22 protein-coding genes, 1 tRNA gene and 2 pseudogenes are annotated in these 21,780 nt (G+C 64.4%); 7 read left to right on the top strand and 18 right to left on the bottom strand.

Features of this window, described 5'->3' with window-relative positions; genetic code table 11:
• Positions 1 to 72: 72 nt before the first annotated feature.
• Positions 73 to 390, top strand: a complete 318-nt coding sequence (locus BLV25_RS16785) for a hypothetical protein (protein ID WP_143114423.1) — start codon at positions 73 to 75, stop codon at positions 388 to 390.
• 91 nt (positions 391 to 481) lie between these two features.
• A complete protein-coding gene (locus BLV25_RS09885; RefSeq protein ID WP_092732762.1) occupies positions 482 to 2,284 on the top strand; it encodes an ATP-dependent nuclease in 1,803 nt (600 codons plus the stop codon).
• Here BLV25_RS09885 and BLV25_RS17420 read toward each other — a convergent pair.
• The 4 genes and pseudogenes from BLV25_RS17420 to BLV25_RS17885 form a co-directional block, all read right to left on the bottom strand.
• The gene (locus tag BLV25_RS17420; protein ID WP_176819473.1) at positions 2,248 to 2,415 is read right to left on the bottom strand and encodes a hypothetical protein; all 168 of its coding nucleotides are present in this window, start codon (positions 2,413 to 2,415) and stop codon (positions 2,248 to 2,250) included. The genes BLV25_RS09885 and BLV25_RS17420 overlap by 37 nt on opposite strands.
• Before the next feature lie 192 nt (positions 2,416 to 2,607).
• Positions 2,608 to 2,754, bottom strand: coding sequence for a hypothetical protein (locus BLV25_RS17415; RefSeq protein ID WP_176819472.1), 147 nt, complete (start codon positions 2,752 to 2,754; stop codon positions 2,608 to 2,610).
• Positions 2,755 to 3,091: 337 nt separating this feature from the next.
• On the bottom strand, positions 3,092 to 3,703 hold the full coding sequence (locus BLV25_RS09880; RefSeq protein ID WP_092732759.1) for a hypothetical protein: 612 nt from the start codon (positions 3,701 to 3,703) through the stop codon (positions 3,092 to 3,094).
• Between the two features lie 255 nt (positions 3,704 to 3,958).
• Positions 3,959 to 4,501: pseudogene (locus tag BLV25_RS17885) on the bottom strand (Eco57I restriction-modification methylase domain-containing protein); the annotation flags it as partial.
• A gap of 65 nt (positions 4,502 to 4,566) precedes the next feature.
• Here BLV25_RS17885 and BLV25_RS09870 point away from each other — a divergent pair.
• Positions 4,567 to 5,034: a hypothetical protein gene (locus BLV25_RS09870; RefSeq protein WP_092732756.1), complete on the top strand. Its 468-nt coding sequence runs from the start codon at positions 4,567 to 4,569 to the stop codon at positions 5,032 to 5,034.
• Between the two features lie 150 nt (positions 5,035 to 5,184).
• Positions 5,185 to 5,451: a type II toxin-antitoxin system HicB family antitoxin gene (locus BLV25_RS09865; RefSeq protein WP_092732753.1), complete on the top strand. Its 267-nt coding sequence runs from the start codon at positions 5,185 to 5,187 to the stop codon at positions 5,449 to 5,451.
• A gap of 62 nt (positions 5,452 to 5,513) precedes the next feature.
• Here the strand turns inward: BLV25_RS09865 and BLV25_RS17410 are convergent.
• The 4 genes and pseudogenes from BLV25_RS17410 to BLV25_RS09850 form a co-directional block, all read right to left on the bottom strand.
• Positions 5,514 to 5,687, bottom strand: a tRNA-Trp gene (locus tag BLV25_RS17410).
• A 75-nt stretch (positions 5,688 to 5,762) separates the two neighbouring features.
• The gene (locus tag BLV25_RS09860; RefSeq protein WP_092732750.1) at positions 5,763 to 5,987 is read right to left on the bottom strand and encodes a DUF5795 family protein; all 225 of its coding nucleotides are present in this window, start codon (positions 5,985 to 5,987) and stop codon (positions 5,763 to 5,765) included.
• A gap of 307 nt (positions 5,988 to 6,294) precedes the next feature.
• Positions 6,295 to 7,230: pseudogene (locus BLV25_RS17880) on the bottom strand (DUF5794 domain-containing protein); the annotation flags it as partial.
• Positions 7,231 to 7,431, bottom strand: coding sequence for a hypothetical protein (locus BLV25_RS09850; RefSeq protein ID WP_092732747.1), 201 nt, complete (start codon positions 7,429 to 7,431; stop codon positions 7,231 to 7,233).
• A 357-nt stretch (positions 7,432 to 7,788) separates the two neighbouring features.
• Between BLV25_RS09850 and guaB the strand changes: the two genes are divergently transcribed.
• Positions 7,789 to 9,285, top strand: coding sequence for an IMP dehydrogenase (gene guaB, locus BLV25_RS09845; protein ID WP_092732744.1), 1,497 nt, complete (start codon positions 7,789 to 7,791; stop codon positions 9,283 to 9,285).
• A 165-nt stretch (positions 9,286 to 9,450) separates the two neighbouring features.
• Entirely contained in the window at positions 9,451 to 10,062 is a 612-nt protein-coding gene (locus BLV25_RS09840) for a HalX domain-containing protein (RefSeq protein ID WP_092732741.1), read from the top strand.
• A gap of 40 nt (positions 10,063 to 10,102) precedes the next feature.
• Here the strand turns inward: BLV25_RS09840 and BLV25_RS09835 are convergent, their stop codons facing one another.
• From BLV25_RS09835 to BLV25_RS09810, 6 genes are all read right to left on the bottom strand, one after another.
• On the bottom strand, positions 10,103 to 10,996 hold the full coding sequence (locus BLV25_RS09835; protein WP_092732738.1) for a mechanosensitive ion channel family protein: 894 nt from the start codon (positions 10,994 to 10,996) through the stop codon (positions 10,103 to 10,105).
• A complete protein-coding gene (locus BLV25_RS09830; RefSeq protein ID WP_021074432.1) occupies positions 10,996 to 11,241 on the bottom strand; it encodes a YhbY family RNA-binding protein in 246 nt (81 codons plus the stop codon). The genes BLV25_RS09835 and BLV25_RS09830 overlap by 1 nt, the downstream gene beginning before the upstream one ends.
• 138 nt (positions 11,242 to 11,379) lie before the next feature.
• A complete protein-coding gene (locus tag BLV25_RS09825; protein WP_092732735.1) occupies positions 11,380 to 11,658 on the bottom strand; it encodes a ribonuclease P protein component 4 in 279 nt (92 codons plus the stop codon).
• A 103-nt stretch (positions 11,659 to 11,761) separates the two neighbouring features.
• The gene (locus BLV25_RS09820) at positions 11,762 to 12,205 is read right to left on the bottom strand and encodes a hypothetical protein (protein ID WP_021074434.1); all 444 of its coding nucleotides are present in this window, start codon (positions 12,203 to 12,205) and stop codon (positions 11,762 to 11,764) included.
• 224 nt (positions 12,206 to 12,429) lie between these two features.
• On the bottom strand, positions 12,430 to 12,624 hold the full coding sequence (locus BLV25_RS09815; protein ID WP_021074435.1) for a cold-shock protein: 195 nt from the start codon (positions 12,622 to 12,624) through the stop codon (positions 12,430 to 12,432).
• A gap of 91 nt (positions 12,625 to 12,715) precedes the next feature.
• Positions 12,716 to 14,248 carry a phosphohexomutase domain-containing protein gene (locus tag BLV25_RS09810; protein ID WP_092732732.1) on the bottom strand — a complete coding sequence of 511 codons (1,533 nt, stop codon included), beginning with the start codon at positions 14,246 to 14,248 and terminating at the stop codon, positions 12,716 to 12,718.
• A 53-nt stretch (positions 14,249 to 14,301) separates the two neighbouring features.
• Between BLV25_RS09810 and BLV25_RS09805 the strand changes: the two genes are divergently transcribed.
• Entirely contained in the window at positions 14,302 to 14,598 is a 297-nt protein-coding gene (locus tag BLV25_RS09805; protein WP_092732729.1) for an acylphosphatase, read from the top strand.
• A gap of 64 nt (positions 14,599 to 14,662) precedes the next feature.
• Here the strand turns inward: BLV25_RS09805 and BLV25_RS09800 are convergent, their stop codons facing one another.
• From BLV25_RS09800 to BLV25_RS09785, 4 genes are all read right to left on the bottom strand, one after another.
• A complete protein-coding gene (locus BLV25_RS09800; protein WP_256335701.1) occupies positions 14,663 to 17,548 on the bottom strand; it encodes a DEAD/DEAH box helicase in 2,886 nt (961 codons plus the stop codon).
• A 214-nt stretch (positions 17,549 to 17,762) separates the two neighbouring features.
• On the bottom strand, positions 17,763 to 18,551 hold the full coding sequence (locus BLV25_RS09795) for a metallophosphoesterase (protein ID WP_092732723.1): 789 nt from the start codon (positions 18,549 to 18,551) through the stop codon (positions 17,763 to 17,765).
• A 3-nt stretch (positions 18,552 to 18,554) separates the two neighbouring features.
• Positions 18,555 to 20,333 (bottom strand): hypothetical protein, encoded by a 1,779-nt coding sequence (locus tag BLV25_RS09790; protein ID WP_092732720.1) that lies wholly within the window; start codon positions 20,331 to 20,333, stop codon positions 18,555 to 18,557.
• The gene (locus tag BLV25_RS09785; protein ID WP_081758131.1) at positions 20,330 to 21,700 is read right to left on the bottom strand and encodes a Single-stranded DNA binding protein; all 1,371 of its coding nucleotides are present in this window, start codon (positions 21,698 to 21,700) and stop codon (positions 20,330 to 20,332) included. The genes BLV25_RS09790 and BLV25_RS09785 overlap by 4 nt, the downstream gene beginning before the upstream one ends.
• Positions 21,701 to 21,780 lie beyond the last annotated feature (80 nt).

Raw genomic sequence — 21,780 nt, 5'->3', positions numbered from 1 at the left:
TCGAAAGTATCCCTTCCAAATCTTCTGATCGGCTACTGATTATTTAAGACGGTGTTCCATATCCACGAGGTAATGCTATCCTGTGGAGAATATACTGAGAAGGGAATCAACTGGATCAAGGCCAATCCAGCGGTTGTTTCTTTTATTTTCCTTTCCGCGATTATGACAGCTGGCTCCGCATCAGGGAGTGCAGTCTCAATTCTATGCGGGATGCAGCAACAAGCCTCTGTCTTGGCGAACATTGCTGCCGCCTTCGCCACAATTCTCTTAGTAGGTATCACCGGAAGCTACGCTGTATCTACTCAGGCTCCGCTATTTCGCCGGGCGATTCCGGATCGCGTTCGGCGTCTTCGTCCATTGGCCGTACGTCACACTAAAATCAATAAATGATTTGAAGGCGATTCGGAGAGATATTGGCTCTCACCTTGTTGGTTCGCTGCATAACCTTGTTGAATATGGGGTTTGATACCACAACAGAACAATGGACCTGATAAAATGGCAAGGGGAAAACTACAAAAGTATCTTAGAAGGAGAATTCGATGTTTCTCAGTCTTCTGTCCTCATAGGTAAAAATAATGCAGGTAAGTCGAATATTATAGACTCATTTGAATCTATATATGGGGTTATTACTGGAAATCTATCAAACACTTGGCTCCGTAAAACTGCCACCGGAAAACAATCGGATATCCCTGTCAAATTGTCACTGTATTTTAAATTATCTGATGAAGAACACTCAGAGCTGATAGAAGAGCTTGATTCTCGAAACGATATTGATTCAGACATTCTGAAATCGATTAAAGACAACAATTGGCTATCTACTGTGAAATGGGATTTAGAGTTTACTAGCAAATATCCTGATCGGGACTTCTATGCCAACTACGAGGGCGATTTAAAATCGTTAGAGGAAATTGACGATCCGCTCAAATCTCATTCTAATAGTGGATACCGCCCATTAGAACAGTCGATACAACCTCGAATCAATGATCATGTTGAAAGTTGGGGTTTTGTTAACCCATTTAGAAAGCCAAAAAACAACGTTCTCCCCGGTGAAGATTTTACTATTGAACTTGATAAAACTGGAGATAATCTCGTTAATGTTTTAGAATCTTTGGATAGGCGGAATGAAGATGAAGAAATTATTCAGAACATTTCTGACTCATATGTGGAAATAATGGAGGGGGTCACTGACTTAAGAATAGAGTATGACCGAGAGCCGGGCAAAGATCCTAAAAACAGATATACAATTTTTGTTGAAGAAGCGGGCATTGAGACATCCTTCAAGGCTGATGAGATTTCATCAGGGTCAAAAGAGATATTGGTATTACTGACTCAGATATATCTCGCAACAAGAAACACGGACCTTCTCTGTATTGAGGAGCCCGAACTCCATCTTCATCCGGGTGCTGTTCAAAAAATATACGAGATTATCCAAGAGGTGCAAGCTAATGGGGGGCCACAAGTACTCGTCTCAACTCATTCTGATGTGTTCGTTGATCGAAGTGATGCGAACAGTATTGTGCGAGTTCAGCGCGACGAATATACCCACCTTCAGAGTGTTTCAGAGGGCGAAATTGGAACGGCTTTAATTGACTTAGGATATGAAAAAAGTGGGTTGCTTCAGTCCGAAGCAGTTGTGTTCACCGAAGGTAGATCTGATAAACGTATCCTTCGAAAGTTCGCAAAGAAAGTCGGACTGGATTTCGACACCCTTGGTGTTTCTGTAGTTGAATTAGAAGGAATCGAGAATATGAAGACGGACTCAAAATCGTTAGTCAAGCTCCTCTATTCCTTTGACATTCCCTATCTATTCATTCGGGATACACATGGGAAACCGCGTGTACAAGCCCGAGGCGAACTCTATGAGGCGATGGGACGAACTGACGAGGATGAAGAGCGTCAATGGTGGGTGACTTCGATGGATAACATCTATGTTTGGGATGCCTATGGGATTGAGAATTATCTAATGCAACCACGCGCAATTGCAGAAGAGGTTACGGGTGTGACTGAAGATAAAGTCCAGCAAATAATCAACGAGTCCGAAGAGGTTGAAGACAAAGAAGACGTTCTTAACAAGATCTATGCTACACAATTTGAGGACGGAGAAGAGCCTGAAAACCCGTACAACAAGGACCGGGACGGGATGAATATTGCAGCGGAGATGCATATTGACGAAATTGATGATGAAGTAATTGAGGTACTACTCAAGATAGGCGAACTTGTGGATGGGTGGGACCCTAGCCAGATGGACTATTCTTCTTCGATTGACTCTATTTTAACCTCATAATCACGTTCATAGCCGACAGATTTGAACCGCTCATCCCAGATTTTCTGTACGAATTTCTCTATTGTGTCGTCGTCAACATCGTCTTCCATCCACTCTTCGGTCTCAATAACCACGCTGGCTTTTTTTGCCATATAAAATATAGATATTTCTACACACATCATACTTCCCCTTGATGAGCACAATCTCTAGACCGAGTACCTGGAGTTTCACGTTTCTTCGAGGAGCAGGAAGGGGAGGAAGGTTTTCGGCTGTTCGATAGAGACCAGTGGCACTATCTGAACATCCCGCTCGAGCACCTTCCGGAGGTGTTCTCTGACGAATCATCACTCGATGCTGAGCAGGTTGTGAGGCGATGTCGACAGTCGAAGACGGCCAGAAACCGGCTTCAGAAGATCGTCAACGCCGAACAGAAGGCACTCGCCGCCCAGGCGATCCAGCCGGAGATCGTCCGTATCGAGTGCCCCAGACATAGCTGTTCATCAAACCCTACAAAATTAAAACTACTATCTACGGTAACTGTTTCTCGTACACAGAAGTGGTATATAAGTCATCGATCTTTGAACCATCGATATCGGACACCATACGCCCGTATGAGCCGTTTTTCCATATATTTCACCTCGACGAGCGGCGGTGAATTCACCGTTCTATAAGAGACAGTGGACGAGCAGACAACAGGGCTCTATGAAACGTTCGCGGACGATCTCATCGGCGACACAGACGACTACCGGAAACATCCGATCGACATCTGCGGCGAGTAGCTGAACGGACATACCAATGATCGGGTATCGGCACTCTATGATGTCTGTCTTAGCTCTCAGTCACAGGTGAGATGAGGATCTCGAGAATTTTTCGAACGGCATAATTGGAGCATTCCAGAGCATTGATGAAGAACACCGAAAGCGGGATTTGAGGCGCCCATATGTGGACAATATGGACTGCCAGCTCTATATTGGAAGCTGTATCGAGGTCGAAGTGGGGTACATCTGAAAGTGGAATCTTTACGATGTTGAGAATAACCGAGACGAAGAGCCCATCCATACCTCGGATATATTCTGGAAGAACGTTCGAATAGATGAGACCGATCTTTGAATCGAAGTATATCATAATCCCGGTGAATAAAACTGATTCCATAAAAGATCCAACCATAATTTTGAGACTTTTCACCATAGAGTAGCGGGAAACGTCTCGAACTACCTTGAACTCATTACCCGTTCCGTCGTTCGGCTTGTATGGTGGTACGATGTGGTACTCGATCAACGACCAGAACCGTCGACCAATTTTTAGAATCGCGAGAGTGAGGGCGATTTTGAACGCTAGCGTAACTGTGATCTGATAAAAATTCAGATAGTAGTGCCATATATTGACCCCCGAACCATTTCCATCCGGGAGAGATATCGAATACAACTTGCTGAATCCCATACGAAGAATACGTACACCAGTATTGGGCTCAGAATTACAGCTAAATATCGAAGATATGGGTTTTCTTGACGCTCTAAATCCATCGTGATGAGGGATTCAGTGTCTATTGACAAATATATACATCAAATCGATGTGGATCCGACCATTCTGGGATGTGACGACTCACGTTGGACGTGTTGTAAGCAAGCTGAACGTGGAAGTTCTGGGAGACGCCGGGAAGTGGCGAGAGCCACCTACGTTATGGGGGACACGTAGCTACTCCCCGACGGCCTCCTCCACGATCTCGATCTCCTCGTCGGTCAGCCCGTACAGCTCGTAGACGATCTCGTCGATGAGTTGGTCCGTTCGTTCGATCTTCTCGTCGAGTTCCTCGGCACGTTCCTTCGTCTCCAGGTAGTTCTCGAGGTCGTCGGCTATGTCGTCGACGTCGGGGAGTTCGAACGCCTTCAGGCGGTCGATCAGGGATTTCGTCTTCGTCGCCGTCTCGCGGAAGTTCGCGAAGCCGCCGGCCTCGTCGACGGCGACCGGGACGAAGTGCTCGATCAGGTCCGCCTCTCGCTCCGTGAGGTCCGTGATCCGGAACGCGGGCAGGTACTCCGTCTCCGTGTAGCCCCACTGATCCGTCTCGTGGACGTCCTCGTCGTCGGGTTTGTAGTGAGCGGTGAGTTGTACCTCAATAGTATTTCTTGAAATGCGTTTAATTGTTGAACTTCCTGTCCGTAACTTCCTCTTCTGATCCGATGTCTGCTGGAGTATTGTCGGTGTGGAGCCTTCTGGGGGTTGTTCAAAACCAACCTCTATCGAAAGCATCCCAATTCTATGATAAACATCTATTTTAACAAGTACTATATAACTCTGAAAATATGCCAACTGACGCGCAAAATGCAGTCGTCAGTGCTTTGATGCAATCTGTTGTGGTCAGTCTACCACTCTGGATTGCGGTACTCCGGTACATCGCTAAGATAGGAATAACAGAGGAGGATATTGATGCAAGTGACGGACGTGATATTCATAAATATAAGCTAGAGATCTACAATAGATTTCAAAAACGGCGGGGAATGGCCATTGGGTTTATTTTATCAGTACTGCTACTCATCGTGCTTGCTGGGGTTTTGACGATAGTATATCTTCAGCAAGTTGGAACAATTCAAATCGTAGGAAGCGGTTCCATTGATCTAATCACTTCGAAGCAATCGCTGGGTTACGCACTTTTGGTTATGCTCGTCATTATGCCGGTTCAATTCACCTGTCTAATCATATATGCTGCGTATCTACAATCCAAGGCGGACACTTTCCGAAAGTCAGTCAAGACTCACAAAAACCAGCGCTGACTGACTTTGAATTGAGTTTTATATTAAACGATTCATATATCGTCGAGACCGAGTACCTAGAGTTTCACGTTTTCACAGAAACACGAGATCTTTGACGCTGGGAAATCGCTCGACAGAACGCTTATTCCGAATCGCCGTTTGTCGGGAGATATGGCTTCAGGCAGAGAGATCCGCCTGATCAAGGACGACGAAGAACTTTGGTCGGCGATCGATGTGGCGACCGGCGTTGCTTCCTGCGGAGAGACGCGTCTGGAGGCCTTGGAGATGCTCGACGAGGCGGTCGCGCTTCACACGGGCGAAGCAGGACGCCCCGTGACCGACGACGATCTCCGCGAGTGGGGACTCGATCCGGAGCCACCGGACGAGGAAGACGTCTCGGACCCGCCGTGGTTCGACACCGACGAGATCCCTCCGTGAGGGATCGGAATCGGATTACATAGAAACCTCTCAGAACTGAAAAGTCACGTTGAAGACCGCTATGGGGCTGGAGGGATTTGAACCCCCGATTGACTGATATCTCCGGTCTGCCTCGGTACTCCAGAGCGTCGTCAACACGGCCGATGATCAGTCGTCCGCTCGGTATATCAGTCTGGAGTTCGTCACCGGGCGTCGCCTCTGGAGTCAGTCGCCATGCCTGGCTTGGCCACAGCCCCGTCGTGATCTCGCGTTCGTCCGTTACCGAGGTTTCGCTAAAGGGGTTTCGATCCGATCCGATCGGCCGCCGGCGGTCACTCCCGGTCGTCGTCGGCCCAGTCGCACTCCTGGCACTTTTGACCGACGACGAACTCGGTCACCGAGGGCATGTACCCGACCTGGATCACGTCCCCGCCGCACTCCGGACAGTCGCGGTCGGCGTCCTCGATCGGCTCCGCCTCCAGAACCGGCTCGCCCTCGATGCGTTCCGCCAGCGTCTCGGGGGTCACCATCCGTCCCTGCACGACGCGATTGCTCATACGCGTCAGTGGCGGGGCACTCCCTAAAGGGCGACGGTCACAGCCACGGGGCCCGGGTCGCGCCCGCGTCGGCACGCGCCGGGTCGTCCGCCTCGCCGCCCTCGAGCGGCTCGACGTCCAGCTCCTCGCGGTCCCGGTCGTCGGCCGCCTCGGAACCGGCGTCGGCCTCGGAACCGGCCGCCTCCTCCGAGAGTCCGAACGCCGCGGGTGCGCGGGCCGTGTTCGCCGGGTCGCCGTCGACGAGCACGCCCGACGATCCGCCGTTGGGGGCGGGCCGCGGGACGGCGCCGTGGGCGTTCACGTCCACGGCGACGAGCGAGGGGTCCACGCCCGCGATCCGGTCGGGCGCCTCGGGGGCGTCGATCGGCAGCGGGCTCGGCTCGCCGCGGGGCTCCTTGCGCCCCGCGACGTCGCCGTCGGCCACGTCGACGCGGTCACCCGCGCCGCCGTCGGGATCGTCGTCGGAATCGCCGCCGAGGCCGCCGCGGCGACCGCTTGCGGTGACCGAGGGGTCCGCGTCGGGGTCGTAGGCGAACAGGCCCGTGACGATGAGGACGGCCAGGGCGATCGGGGCATCCGTCTGCAGGATCCCCAGGATGGGCAGCGCCAGGACGCCCAGCGCGACCGCGGAGCCGAACCGGAAGCGATCGATGTTGACGTGGCCGCGAAGCTGCGGGGCCGCGAGGGCGACGAACAGCGCGAAGCCGACGCCGACCGCCGCCGCGGCCGCGCCGCGGGCGACGATCGTGGGGTCGCTCGAGAACGCCAGCTCGGCGCCGGACGGGGAGACGCTCGCGATCAGCCCGAGGGCGATGATGACGCTCGGACTGGGCAACACGTCGCCGATCTTCGCGGAGGCCGTCTTGGCCGCGATCGTCAGGATGACCAGCCCCGCGAACCGCTGGAAGATCTCGAGGTCGAGCAGGCCGGCCAGCGTCGGGGCGATCGCGGCCTGGAGCGCGGCCAGCGGCACCACGAGCGCGCCGATGAGCAGCACCGACGCCACCTGCTCGCGCCGGGTGCCGTCCATCTCCGCGAGGATGACCGCCATCGTCGCGGAGCCGCCGAAGATCAGCAGGCCGGTCTCGAGGATCCCGACCGGCGTCGAGAGCGCCCCGGCCAACACGAGCGCGGGGAAGATCCCGTCGATGAGCGGGAGCGCCATCACCGTGGCTAACAGCTTGGTGGCACCGCCCACGTGACGTTCCAGCCGGAGCGCAACCGGGTGCTGGGAGACGCTCATTCAGGCTGGCAAGCCCTGACCGTGGGGCAAACGGCAGTAGCCGGACGATCCACGATAGCCGAGCCGCCGGATCGTGGATTCGAATCCGGACCGGTCCGAACAGTTGCCAGCAAATGTGAATGTGCCGGAGTTCGCTTTCGCGTCGACGACGACGCTCGGCTGGCCGGCAACACTCATACTGGCGGAACTGTCGGAGTCCATACGTGCATCTACTGAACAGAAGGGCATAAACGTTGTGCGAGGAGCGTTCGCATACGACGCCGATATCGCGTTACGATCGGATATTATTCCAATATTTTTGATCGAACGTAGCTTTCTTGGTGGTGCCACGGAACGAGGGATCGAGTCCCGCCGGATGATCGGTCCGTCGAGGTCTCGGCCGATCCGCGATGTTTCGGCCGTGCCGCCGATTCCTCAACCGTGCCGCCGATCCCTCAACCGTGTCGTCGATGCCTCGACCGATCCGTCGACGTGTACAGATCGTGGTTGTGAGTGTGACGCAGTTGCACGTCACTGCGGACTCGCAACGTTTTTGCGGACGACGCGATGACGGTTTATATGGCGAGAGACGATCCTGCGACCGGCCCCTTCTCCGAGAAGCTTCGTGTACCCGAGGCGTTGACCTTCGACGACGTGCTGTTGCGGCCGAAGGAAAGCCGCGTCGAACCCGACGAGGCCGACGTCTCGACGCGCGTCTCGCGGAACGTCGAGCTCAACGTGCCCGTGCTCTCGGCCGCGATGGACACCGTGACCGAATCCGACCTGGCGATCGCGATGGCCCGCGAGGGCGGCATCGGCGTGCTCCACCGGAACATGACCGTCGAGGAGACCGCCGAGGAGGTCGAGCGCATCAAGCGCGCCCACGAGCTCGTCATCCGGCGCGAGGACGTCGTGACCGTGACGCCGGGGATGACCGTCCGGGAGGCCGACGCCACGATGGAACGCGAGGGCGTCTCGGGCGCGCCGGTCGTCGACGAGGACGACGTCGTGCTCGGGATCATCTCCGGGACCGACATCCGGCCGTACCTCGAGGTCGGGGACGAGGACGCGGTCCGGGAGGCGATGACCGACGAGGTCATCACCGCCGGCGAGGACGTGACCGCCCGCGAGGCGCTCGAGCTGATGTACGACCACAAGATCGAGCGCGTTCCGGTCGTCGACGCGGAGGACCGCCTCGTCGGCCTCGTGACGATGCAGGGGATCCTCCAGCGGCGCGAACACGAGCAGGCCGCTCGCGACGAGGACGGCCGGCTGCTGGCCGGCGTCGCGGTCGGTCCCTTCGAGGAGGAGCGCGCGGTCGCCGCCGACGAGGCGGGCGCCGACGTGCTCTTCATCGACTGTGCACACGCCCACAACCTGAACGTCCTCGAGTCCGCCGAGGCGATCAAGGGCACCGTCGACGCCGACGTCGTCGTCGGGAACGTCGGCACTCGCGAGGCGGCCGAGGCGGCCGTCGACTTCGCCGACGGGCTCAAGGTCGGGATCGGCCCGGGGTCGATCTGTACGACCCGCGTCGTCTCCGGCGCCGGGATGCCCCAGATCACCGCCGTCTCCGAGGTCGCTGACGTCGCCTCGGCGGCGGACGTTCCGGTCATCGCCGACGGCGGGATCCGGTACTCCGGCGACGCGATCAAGGCGATCGCCGCCGGCGCGGACGCGGTGATGCTCGGCTCCTACTTCGCCGGCACGGACGAGGCGCCCGGCCGCGTCATCACGATGAACGGCAAGAAGTACAAGCAGTACCGCGGGATGGGTTCGGTCGGCGCGATGCAGTCGGGCGGCGGCGACCGCTACCTCAAGGACGCCGACGAGGACGAGGACTTCGTTCCCGAGGGCGTCGAGGCCGCGACCCCGTACAAGGGCTCGCTCGCCTCGGAGCTGTATCAGCTCGTCGGCGGGATGCGGTCCGGGATGGGCTACGTCGGCGCCGAGACGATCCCGGAGGTCAAATCGCGCGCGGAGTTCGTGCGCGTCTCCGCGGCCGGCCAGACCGAGGGGCATCCCCACGACGTGATGATCACCGACGAGGCGCCGAACTACAGCCCCGACGAATAGGGTGGCAATCCCGTCCCGACCGAGACCCGGAGGGACCCCGCGGTCGTGGATCGTCGTCCCGTAAGCGGGATCCGATACCGGCGAACGCGATCGACAAGGGGTATTTTGATATAGCGGGGCGATAGAACACCCGAACGAGCGACCCAGTCGCGATCTCGATGACATATGAGTGAGGAACCCCCTCTCGTCCTCGTCGTGGAGGACGAGCCTGACCTGGCAGACCTGTACGCCGCGTGGCTCGGCGATGAGTACCGCGTTCGAACGGCGTACGGCGGTCGGGAGGCGCTCGACGCCCTCGACGACGAGATCGACGTGATCCTGTTGGACAGGCGGATGCCGGGGCTCTCCGGCGATGAGGTGCTCGAGGCGGTCCGCGACCGCGGGATCGACTGCCGCGTGGCGATGGTCACCGCCGTCGAGCCGGACTTCGACATCGTCGCGATGGGGTTCGACGACTACCTCGTCAAGCCCGTCACGAAGGACGCCCTCCGCGAGACGGTCGACGAGCTCTACGAGCGCAGCCAGTACGACGCCGGCGTTCAGGAGTTCTTCTCGCTGGCCTCGAAGAAGGCGCTGTTGGAGTCCGAGAAGAGCCAGGCGGCCCTCGAGGAGAGCGAGGAGTACCGCCAGCTCACCGCGGACCTCGAGGCGCTCAAGGAGGACCTCGACGACACCGTCACCAGCATGGACTCGCACACGGACTTCGAGACGCTGTTCCGCGGCTTCGGCGACGGAACGCCCGACGACGCTGCGTTCGAGGAGCTGGACGACGGATAGCCGACGACGCGACGGAGGACGGCGATCGACCGTCGACCGGTTAGGCGCTCTCGCCGAAGGCGGCCGGTTCTTCCCACGCATCCCGCCCGGAGACGGTACGCTGCGGGAACGGGATGGTGATGTCCTCCTCGTCGAAGCGTCGTTTCACGGCGGCGACGTACTCGCCGCGGGTCTTGACGAAGTCGGCCCGCGAGGGGTTTTCGATCCAGATCCGCGACTGGAGTCCGACGTAGGAGTCGGCCAGCTCGGTGAGCCGAACTGACGGCGCGGGGTCCGCGAGGACGTCGTCCCGCTTTTCCGCCTCCTCGACGATGATCGTCGACGCGCGGTCGACGTCGTCCTCGTAGTCGATCCCGAAGAGGAACTTCAGCCGGAGCGTGTCCTTGGCGACCGGGTTCTTCACGACGCCCTTGGTCAGCTCGTAGTTCGGGACGGTGAGCAGCTCGTTGTCGAAGGTCCGAACCCGCGTGACCCGGAAGGAGATGTCCTCGACGACGCCGGAGTGGGTCCCGTTGTCCCACTCGATCCAGTCGCCGATGCGGAACGGGCGGTCGGTGTAGATGAAGATGCCGGCGACGAAGTTCCGGATGACCTCCTGGAGCGCGAAGCCGATGGCGAGCGTGGCCGCGGCGGCGATCGTCGCCAGCGACCGAAGGAAGCTCCCGTAGCCGGCGAGGCCGAACGCCACCGCGATCCCGGCGAAAAGCACGATGATCGACGCGATCTTGGTGAGGGGACGTCGCGCGTGCGGCTCGAGGCCGCGCTCGTCGAGGACCCGCTCGACGAGCGGCGAGATGAGCGCGCGGTTGCCGAGGAACACGAGCACGATCACGCCGATGAAGACGAGCGCGGCCGCGAGCGTCTCGGCGATCGCAGTGCCCAGGACCGGGGCCAGCGCGTTCGCGATCGGGTCCACCTGGGCGGGAACCGGCATCAGTGGAACACCGCCGTGTTCCCGCGGGTCTCGATCAGCTCGGCGTCGACCGCCGCGGCCAGCTCGTCCGCCAGCGTCGCGGTGTCGGTGCCGCCGCGCGCCGACCGGAGGAACTTGACCTTCACGAGCGTGCGGTCGTCGAGCTGGTCGGCGAGTTCGTCCACCACGGCGTCGATCCCGCCCTTGCCGACCCAGACCGTGACGTCGAGGTCGTGTGCCTGCTGTCGGAGCTGATGGTCCGTCATACACCCACTCAGACGCCGCCGGCAGTTGAATCTTGAGGCTTCGCGGTCCGAGCGTCACGCCGACACACGGGGGCGGGTCACCGGGGCGTCGGCGACGGACGATGTACGGGTGACCGACCTCGAAGGCCGGTCGGCAGCCTAGGAGAACGGATACCGGTGCGTCGCGCCGCACTCCAGACACCGGACGACGACGCGACCCGGCCGGGTTCGAACGCGGGCGGTCACGCCGGGGCGCAGGTAGACGTCGCAGTCGGAACACGTCCTGCGCTCGAACTCCCGAGGCAGGCGGGCCCGGTTGCGCTCCGCGATCCGCTTCGCGCGGCGGACGTACGTGCGGGCGCGGTCGTACTCGCCGGCGACGACCGCCTCGCGGGCCAACGGCAACAGCCGCTCGATGCGCTCCTCGGGGATCCCCATACTCGAATCCGCCGTGGCGGCCGGAAAAAGGTATTGCGAAGCCGATCGGTCGTTTCGTTCGGCGAGCGGCGTACGCGGCGAGACGGCCTACCCGCGAGACGGCCTACTGGTCCTCGAGCGCCTGCGCGATGCGCTGGAGCTGTCGGGTCGCGTCGCGGACCTCGTCGCGGAGCTGCCGGACCTCGCGGACGAGCTCCTCGTTGCCGACCTCGTCGCCGCCGCCCTCGCCGGGACGACCGCCGGGGCCGCCGGGGGCGCCGCCCGGACCGCCGCCCATTCCGCCGGGGCCACCGCCGCCGCCCATCATTCCGGACATCATCTGTGCGAACGGGTTGCCGCCGCCGCCCATCCCGCCGGGGCCACCGCCGCCGCCGCCCATCATCTCCTCGGGGCTCGGGCGGTCGCCCTCGCCCTCCTCGCGTTCCTGTTCGCGTCGCTCGCGGATCTCCTCGACTCGCTCGCGGAAGGACTTCTCCTCGTCTCCCTCGGATCCGTCCGCGTCCGATTCCGCCGGTTCGTCCGCGTCGGTGGACTCGTCGTCTGCCATGGGCGGGCTTCGAGGTCCCGTCCGAAAAGCGTTGTTCCTCGTGACCGATCGACGCTACGGAACGGGCGAGAGACCGTGACCGCGTGCAGTCGGGCGATTCCGTCAGGCCGTTTTTATAAGTCAGTCATAACTCGGCGTGGACGCTCCGGGTAGCGTTGCGTTGCCACTCGCCGGGAACGCGCGGTCGGTAAAAACGCGAGTTCGATCGACGTCGCTGGTCGGCCTCAGAGACGGGTGAGGTTCGTCGCCCGCGGCCCTTTTTCAGCTTCCTCGATCTCGAATTCGACTTCCTGTCCCTCTTCGAGGTCCGGGCCGCCGACGTCCTCCATGTGGAAGAAAACGTCCTCGTCCGCGTCCTCGCTCTCGATGAATCCGTAGCCTCCGGTGTCGTTGAAGAAGGCCACTGTACCTGTCGCCATCGCGTTCGCATAGACGCACAACCGGCAAATAAACGTTTGGGACGCGAATCGGATCCCGGAACGCGAATCGGATCCCGGAACGCGAGCCGCCTTACACGCTCTCGACGGCGGTTCGAACGACCGACTGTACCTCGGCGACGAGCGCGTCGACGTCGTCGCTTTCGGCGTACAGCCGGACGTAGGGCTCGGTGCCGGACGGTCGAACGAGCACCCAGGAGGCGTCGGGGAACTCCAGGCGGACGCCGTGGTCCGTGGAGACGTCCGCTTCCGGGAACGCCTCCGGTAGCGCGGTCGCGAGACGGTCCATCGCCGGCGCCTTCCGCTCGTCCGGACAGTCGACGTTCACCTTCCGGTAGGGGCGTTCGGTCACGGGCTCGCGAAGCGCGGCGAGCCCCTCCGCGGCGACGAGCCGGGCGAGCACCGCCGCCGAGCAGACCCCGTCGATCCAGCCGCCGAACCGGGTGTGAGTGTGCTTCCACGGCTCCGCGGCGAAGGCGACCGCGGTGTCGGCGGCTCCCCCTTGCTCGGACGCGGCCTCCCGGACCGCGGCGATGCCCTCGTGGAGCGCGCCGAGGCGGACGCGCTCGACGCGCCCGCCGGCCTCCCGGACGCGCTCGTCGATCCGGCCGGAGGCGTTCGGCGTCGTCACCACGACCGGGTCCGCGGCCTCGCTCGTGCGCGTGTACCGCTCGGCGAGGATCGCAAGGACGGTGTCCTCGTGGACGATCTCCCCGTCGGCATCGACGATCACGATCCGGTCGGCGTCCCCGTCGTGGCCGATCCCGAACGCGAATCCCGTTCCGTCCGCGTTCCCTCCAGTATCCTTCCCCATATCCTCGTCCGTATCCTTCCCCATATCCTCGCTCGTATCCGCTCCCATACCCTCGTCCGCGCCCGGCCGACCGGGGTTCTCGATCCCGTCGTTGGCGTCGGCGATGAACGCGCGAAGGTCGGCGAGCGTCTCGGGCGTGGGCTTGCTGCCGCGACCGGGGAAGTGGCCGTCGACGTTCCCGTTGAGCGTGACGACCTCGGCGCCGAGGTCGCCGAGCACGGCCGGCGTCGCCAGCGAGGCCATCCCGTTCCCGCAGTCGACCGCGATCCGGAGCCCGTCGAGCGGCGCGCCGAACTGCCGGGCGTAGGCGGCGACGGCCTCACGGTACGCCGCGAGCACGGCGACCGACTCCGGCTCCGTCCAGCGGTCCCAGTCGGCCGACGCGACGCCCTCGGAGACGCGCGTTTCCACCGCGTCCTCCGCGTCGCGGTCGAACTCGACGCCGTCGCGGAAGAGCTTGATCCCGTTGTCGTGTGGCGGATTGTGCGATGCCGTCACGGCGATCCCGTACCGGTCCCGCGAGGCGAACGCGAGCGCCGGCGTTGGGAGCATCCCGGCGCGTCGCACCCGCGCGCCGCCGGCGGCGGCACCGGCCGCGATCGCGTCGGCGAGCGCCGGCCCCGTCACGCGACCGTCGCGAGCCACCACGATCTCCGGCGCCAGCGTTCCCTCGGCGGCCAGTGCGTCGTCCGCGATCGCGTCGGCGACCGCGCCGCCGACCGCGAGCGCGAGCTCGGGCGTGACGTGCGCGTCGACGTCGCCGCGGATCCCCGCGGTTCCGAACAGGTCCATACCCGGGGTTTCACGGCGCCACTTATAAGACTCCGCTGGTCGTCGCTCCGACGATGACCGATCGAGGTGCCGACGGCGATCGCGTTCGGGCGCACGTCCACGTTTCGGGCCACGTGCAGGGCGTCTACTACCGCGCGACCACCAGGGATACCGCACGCGAGCACGGCGTCGACGGCTGGGTGAAGAACCTGCCTGACGGACGCGTCGAGGCCGTCTTCGAGGGCCCCCGCGAGGCCGTCGAGTCGATGGTCGAGTGGTGTCACGAGGGGAGCCCGCGCGCGACCGTCGAGGACGTCGCCGTCACGTACGAGGAGCCGGCCGGGATCGAGGGGTTCGAGATCCGACGGTAGCTACCGGTCCGTGACCGGCATCCGGCGTGAGTCGGGTCCGCTGACGGTAGCCGTCCCGCTACGGTTAGTCCCAGAACGACTGCGTCCGGGCGTACTCGCGCTCCTGTTTCAGGATGTCGCGGTAGAACTCCGACTCGTCCTCGCGGAGCTTCGAGATGATCCGGGCGGCGTTGTGCGGGCCGACGCCGCGGGCGGCCATCGCGATCACGGCCCGCTTGCCGTGGCTCTGCACCAGGCTGGCTGACCGGTAGGCGCGCTCGGTGAGCCGCTCCTGCTCGTCGTCCTTCTCGTCCGCCCGGACCGCGGCGACGGTCTCCTCGTCCCACGGGTTGAGCGCGGCGACGCGGGTCGACCCGCACTCGGGACAGCTCGGCTGGTCCCGGATCCGCCTGACCGGCGTCCGTCGGGTCCAGTCCTGACAGTGGAGACAACACAGCAACGTTCGGTCGTCCCGAATGCGCTCGCGGACCGTCTCGATGACGTCGGCGTCGGCGTTCTCGGGCACGAGGAACTCCCGACCCGAGGACTCGCCGGCCGAGCCGATCGGGGTCCGTTCCCGCGCCGCGACGAGCTCGATATCGCCGTCCCGGATCCGGTCGAGGACCGCCGCGGCCCCCTCGACGTCGAGGTCCTGGTGGAACACCTCGCGGACCGCCTCCTCGTAGACGGGCGTTCCCTCGAGGGCCGCCAGGAGACGGTCGCCGCCGAACCGGCCCGATCCCTCCTGATACCGTTTTACCGTGCCGAACTTCGCCGCCACCTGCGCGAGAGTGAACGTCAGCGTGTCGGCGTTCTTCAGCGCGAGCTCGAGGTACGACGCCAGGTGGTCCGGGTCGGTCTCCTCGAGGATCGCGATCACCGTCCCGGGGTCGACCGACGAGGGAACCTCCAGCTCGATCCGGTAGGGGTCGACGTCCATCCCGACCGAGGAGCCGGTCCGCTGGCCGATCAGCGCCGAGAGGAGCCGCGCGAGCGTCTCGTTTATCCGGTGGCCGAACGCCGCGTTGACGACGACCGAGCGACCGAGCCCCTCGACGACGATCCGGTCGTCGGTCGGGACCGGGTGCCCGGCCTCGACGTGGTCGACGATCGGCTCGAGCGCGTCCAGGATCGTCGACTCGTCGGCCGGATACCGTTCCGAGAAGCCCCGGGCGACGGCCGCCGGGGGAGCGCCGTCGGCGAGCCGGTCCGCGGCCTCGGCGCGGATCCGGCCGACCTCGCCCGCCACTGGCTTCGGGACGGGGATCTCCGAGCCCACCCAGGCGGGCACTTCCCCGCCGGGGTCCTCGATCGGCGAGACGTTGACGCGCTCCTCCTCCTCGTCGACGTCGGTGATCCGCCACATCTCGCCGCGCTGGATGAACGTCTCGCCCGGCCCGGCGAAATCAAGCACGAACCGCTCGTCGAGGGTCCCGATCTGCCGCCGCGAGGAGAGGTCGTACACCTCGAAGGTCGCCTCGTCGGGGATCATCGAGAGGTTCGCGTAGAAGTACTGCCAGGAGCCGCCCGACTTCTCGATCGTGTCCGTCCCCTCCTCGAGCCACACGACGCGGTTCCCGTCGAGCTCGCGGACCACCTCCTGGAACGTTTCCTCGTCCAGATCCCGGAACGGATACGCGTTCGTGACGATCCGGTAGGCCCGCCGGGCGTGAACCTCGCCGAGATCCATCACGATCCCGACGATCTGGTTGGCGACCGTGTCGAGGCTCCCGTACTGGATGTTCGCGGGCTCGACCGCGCCGACGGAGCCGCGGTGGGCGATCGCCAGCGCTTCGAGGGCGTCGTCGGCGTCGCTCGTCACGACCGTCCCGCGGGAGACCCGGTCGCTCCGGTGGCCGGCGCGCCCGACGCGCTGGAGCAGCCGGGCCACCTCGCGGGGACTCCCGTACTGGACCACGTGGTCGACGCGCCCGACGTCGATCCCGAGCTCCATCGAGGAGGTACAGATCAGCGCGTCGATGTCGCCCGCCTTGAACCGGTCCTCGACGTCGACCCGGACGTCGCTCGAGAGCGACCCGTGGTGGACCTCGACCGAGACGTCGGTCTCCGACAGCGTCTTGAACCGGGACCCGAGCGCCTCCGCGGTTTGTCGAGTGTTGACGAACACCAACGTCGACCGGTTCGCCGCCACGACGTCGCGGATCGCCCGAACGTGGCTCGCGATCTCCTCGGTCGTCGCCAGCGCGCCGGCGAGGCGTTCGTCCTCCGCGGTGATCGCCGGGCTGACGACCTCGAAATCCACGCGCGTGCCGGCCTCGACCTCGACGACCGCGAACTCCCGATCGCCGGTCCTGCTCGGATCGCGTTTTCCGCAGCCGACGAGGAACCGGCCCACCTCCTCGGGGGACCCAACCGTCGCGGAGAGACCGATCCGCTGGACCGGCCCGGCGAGCTCCCGGAGGCGTTCGAGCCCGATCGTGAGCTGGGCGCCGCGCTTGGCCGAGGCGAGCTCGTGAACCTCGTCGACGACCACGTGTGCCACGTCCGCGAGCGCCTGCCGCATCTTCGAGCCGGTCAGGATCGCTTGGAGGCTTTCCGGCGTCGTGATGAGCACGTCCGGCGGATCGTCGGCCTGTTTCGACCGTTCGTATTGGGTCGTGTCGCCGTGTCGAACGGCGATCTCCAGATCGAGCGCCTCGCCCCACCACTCCAGCCGGTCCATCATATCCCGGTTGAGCGCCCGCAGCGGCGTGATGTACAGCGCCGCGATCCCCTCGATCCCGTGTTCGGATGCTCCGTCGTCGCTCTCCGCGCGCTCGCGAACGATCCGGTCGAAGACCGGCAACATCGCCGTCTCGGTCTTTCCGGTCCCGGTCGGCGCGAGCACGAGCGCGTTCCGTCCCGCCGCGATCGGCGGAATCGCCTTCCGCTGCGGTTCGGTGGGCCTGGTGAATCCCCGCTCCGAGAGCGCCTCCCGGACCGCGGGGCCGAGCCGAGCGAACGCGTCCAGCCCCTCGGCGTCGCCGCCTCGATCCGAATCGCCACCTCGATCCGCATTGCCGTCTCGATCCACATTGCCGTCTCGATCCACATTGCCGTCCCGATCCGCGTCGCTGTCGGCACCGGAGTCGGCGTCAGCACCCTGCTCGTCGCCGGACAACGAGGGATCGGACATCGACCGAGTTACGGGATCGATCCGATTAAACGCGTCGCACGGTCCCCGACTAGACGTCCCGGTACGGACCGAGCCGCGTTCCGTCGAGGAGGTACGCCTCCGCCGATCCGATCGCGTCCGGGAGGAACGGCGAGAGGAACTCGTTCCCCGCGACGTTCACCCAGGTTCCGCCCGAGCGGTCGTTGAACGCGGGGAAGACGACGACGTCGGGGACGGTCCCGGCAGCGTCGACCGCGGTCACTCCAAGCTCCTCGGCGAACGCATCCGTGTGAAGCGATCCGCGGAGCCAGACGCGCTCGACCCGGCTTCCGCCGACCGCGTCCGAGAGCCGAACCTGCGGATGCTCGTGGCCCAGACACACGACGTCCGCAGCGAGCACGTCGGGGTCGGGCCAGGTGTGGCCGTGGACGACCCCGACCGAGTCGCCCACCGGTCCGTCCTCGGACCCGATCCGACCGCCCGCCGGCGGGATCACGTCCAGGCGGTCCGCGAACGCCTCCGCGACCCCGGCGTCGTGGTTGCCGGCCACGAGCGTCATCGGCACGCGGTCGGTCACGGCCGCGACCAGGTCGGCGATCTCCTCGCGTTCGGGTCCCTCGGGTTCGGGGATCCGGTGGGCGAGGTCGCCGAGGACGACCAGCCGGTCGGCGCTCGTCCGGTCGAGCAGCGACAGGACGTGCTCGCGGCGCGCGTCCGCGGCGCTGTCCAGCTCGACGCCGCGCTCGTACCGGAGCCCGGCCTCGATCCCGGCGTGATAGTCGGCGATCACCAGCGCGCGTTCGTCGGGGAGGTCGGCGATCGCCGCGGGCTCGTCCGCGACCGGCTCGACGACGGCCACGGGTCAGATGGCCTTCAGCCGGTCGTCGCTCGGCTCGTAGCACTTGCCGCTCATCAGCGCGTCGTCGATCGCGTCGGCCACCGCGTCGGGGTCCGCGCCGAGCTCCTCGACGACCGCCTCGATGACCGCCTCGCGCGCGGCCCCGTCGCCGTCGTCGAGATCGTCCATCGCCTCGATCGCCGCGCCGGTGAGATCCAGGGCGGCGTCGCCCTCCGACGTGGCCGCCTCCGCATCGTCGGCCGTGCCGTCGCTTTCGACGGTGTCGCCGCCACCCGCCTCGCTAGCCGCGTCGTCATCCGACCCGCCGTCGCCGGTCGATCCGACCGGCTCACCGAGGTCGACGTCGGGCGTCGTCTCCGGCTCGGAGTCATCGTCCGTCGCCGCGGCGGATCCGGGCTCGCCCGACGCGGACAGGTCGTCGGCGCTCGGGACGTCGATGTCCGCCGATCCCGGGTCGTCGACCTCCGTCCCGGTGGAGAAGTCGGTGCCGAACTCGTCCTCGATCTCGGCGCGCTCCTCCTCGTCGAGCTCGTACATCTCGTCGGTCGCCGTCGACTCGGCTGTGGACTCCTCGCCCGCGTCCGCCGCTCCGGCCGCGTCGTCACCGGCGATCGCGGCGTCGACGTCGGCGTCGGCTTCCACGTCTGCGGTCGCGTCCACGTCGCCTGTCGTTCCCGTATCGTCGTCGGCGTCCGCATCGTCGTCGGCGTCCGTATCGTCGGCGTCCGTCCCCTCGACGGCGGCTTCGTCCGCATCGAACTCCCCGAGTCGGCCGGCGGCCTCGTCCGCTTCCGCTGCGGGCGTGGCGTCCGCGTCGTCCGTCGACTCCGCCGTGGCGGTCGCGGGCTCGTCGGGTTCGGCGGCGGTCTCGTCGGGTTCGGCGGCGGTCCCGTCGGATTCGACATCGGATGCCTCTGCCGCCGGTTCGGACGCGGAGTCCGCGGTCGTCTCCGTGGCGTCGTCAGCCACGTTCTCGGCGACCGCGGCGTCGTTCCCGTCGTCCCCCGCGTCGCTCGCGGCGGCCTCGCGGACGGCGGCCGCGTCGATCGAGACGTCGGTTTCGGGGAGCGGTCCCACGTCCGCCGGACCGCCCTCGTCCGGCGCGATCTCGGGGACGCGAACGTCGTCGCGCTCGCCGGCGATCAGCTCGAGCGCGTCGACCGCCATCCGGCGGGTCGCCTCGAGGTACGCCAGGGAGGTGTCGTAGTGGTCGATCGCCCGCGGGACCCCCTCCGCCAGGGCGGCAGGGGCGCCGCCGGCCTCAAGGGCCGTTCGCAGGTCCTCGCCGCGGAGGTCGGACGCGAGCGCCGCCTCGAAGGCCGCCAGACGGTCGAGCGTGGTTTCGGCCGCCCGGACGACCCAGCGGTCGCGGGTGTCGGCGTCGACCTCGTTGAGGCTCTCGGGGCGGACGGAGGTGAACACGCGGTCGGAGTCCTCCGGCTGGAAGGTCCGTGCCTTCCCGGTCAACGCGACGAACGTCGGCGGGTCGGCGCGCTCCAGGAACGCCTGCTCGTCCGGCTGGTACTGGCCGGCGTAGGTGACGAACGCGCCGGAGGGGTCGACGACCCGTCCGCGGCGCGTCTCCTCGTTGACGCGCTCGACCTCGGTCAGGACGCCGACGGCGAACAGGCGGTTGACCCGAGCGCCAAGCGGCGTGAGAACGTAGTTCGGGGCGCGCTCCTCGTCGCTCTCGGAGTACGACAGCGTCGCGTCGTCGAACTCGTTCGCGAAGAGCCGGTACGCGACCTCGCGCGTGCCCGGGCCCGAGTCCGATCCGCTCATCGGCCCACCCCCGGGCTTCCGTCGTGATCCGGTCCAGCGGTGTCCTCCCGAGCCGCCTCCGTGACGCCTTCAGCGCCCCCATCGGTCGCGGCCCGCGACCGGACCGTCGAGAGCACGCTGCGGGCCGTCTCGGCCGGATCGTCGTCCGCGGCCGCGAACTCCTCGGCGTCGAGGTTCGCGCCGTAGTCGTCAACGGAGAGGTTCCCGCGCACGCGGAAGGCGCGGCCGACGAGCTCGTCGGCGATCGACTCCGCGACGACCGACTTGTCCATCGCCTCGCGGGCCGCCTCGCGGGCGTCCTCCAGCCCGCCGCCGTAGACGGCCGCGGTCAGCTCGGTGTCGAGAACGACCGTGGTCGTGGCGGTGCCGTCGTCGAGGATCGCCTTCACCCGGAGGTCGTCCTCGCCCTCGACGTCGCCGTGGCTCCGGCACTGGCCGCTCTGGAGCACGCGGCCGCAGTCGGGACAGCGCTCGATGAACCCCGAGCCGTCGCGCAGGTCGAGCACGGTGCCGACGACCTCGACGTCGAACATCCCGCCGGTGTCGATTGCGTCGGCGATCGACAGCCGCGGGGCGTCCTCGTTGACCGACACGGGGTCGGGCAGCGGCGTGACCGTCGAGAACTCGGTGAGGTTGATCGAGGGGACTCCGCGGAACTCGCGGACGTACACGTCCTCGATCCGGAGATCGGCGCCGGCCTCGACCGCCGATCGGGGATCCCAGTCGGTGAACGGGAGCCGCGCGGTGTCGTCGCCGACGACCCCCTCGAGGATCGGCGTCTCGCCGTCGCGTCCCGAGATGGTCTTCGAGTCGACCTCGAGAACGCGGACCTCGATGTTCCGGCCGCGGTCGCCGGGCTCGAGGTCGATCAGGTTCCGGTCCCCGCCGATCGTGGCGTCGACCGCGACCTCCTCGTCGGCGATCGCGACCGTCGTCGCGTCGCCGAGGTTGAGCTCCGGCTCGCCCTCCCACTCGCGGACGCCGGCGTTGCCGATCGTCACCGAGTCGCCGGGCTCGAACCCGAAGTCCTGCCAGGCGGTGTAGGAGATCGTCCCGGTCCCGTCGGCGATCTCGCCCTCCCGGATCGTGATGTCGTCGCCCTGGTACCGGATCGTTCGCGTCCCCACGGTGAGCACGCGCACGGTGACCGTGACGTTGCCGTGATCGGTCGTGATCTCCGCGAGGTCGACGGTCGACGGGGACGGCGAGGAGCCGCCGCTTCCCCCGCCGTGTTTCCGGCGAACGCTCTGTTTGGCCTCGTCGATCGGCACGCTGTACTCCAGCAGGTTCTCCAGGTCCGCTTTGACCTCCGCTTTGTCGATGCCGAGGGTGGAGGCGAGCTCCTCGGCGTGTGCATCTACGTCCATCGGAACGGGATTCGACGCCACCGCACAAAAGGGTTGCTCGCGGGCGAGCCGACGAAGCGAACCGACTCCGGATGCAAGGA

The sequence above is a fragment of the Halopenitus persicus genome (genome assembly GCF_900107205.1).
GTDB lineage: Archaea > Halobacteriota > Halobacteria > Halobacteriales > Haloferacaceae > Halopenitus > Halopenitus persicus.
This window is presented reverse-complemented; position numbering and strand designations above follow the sequence as displayed.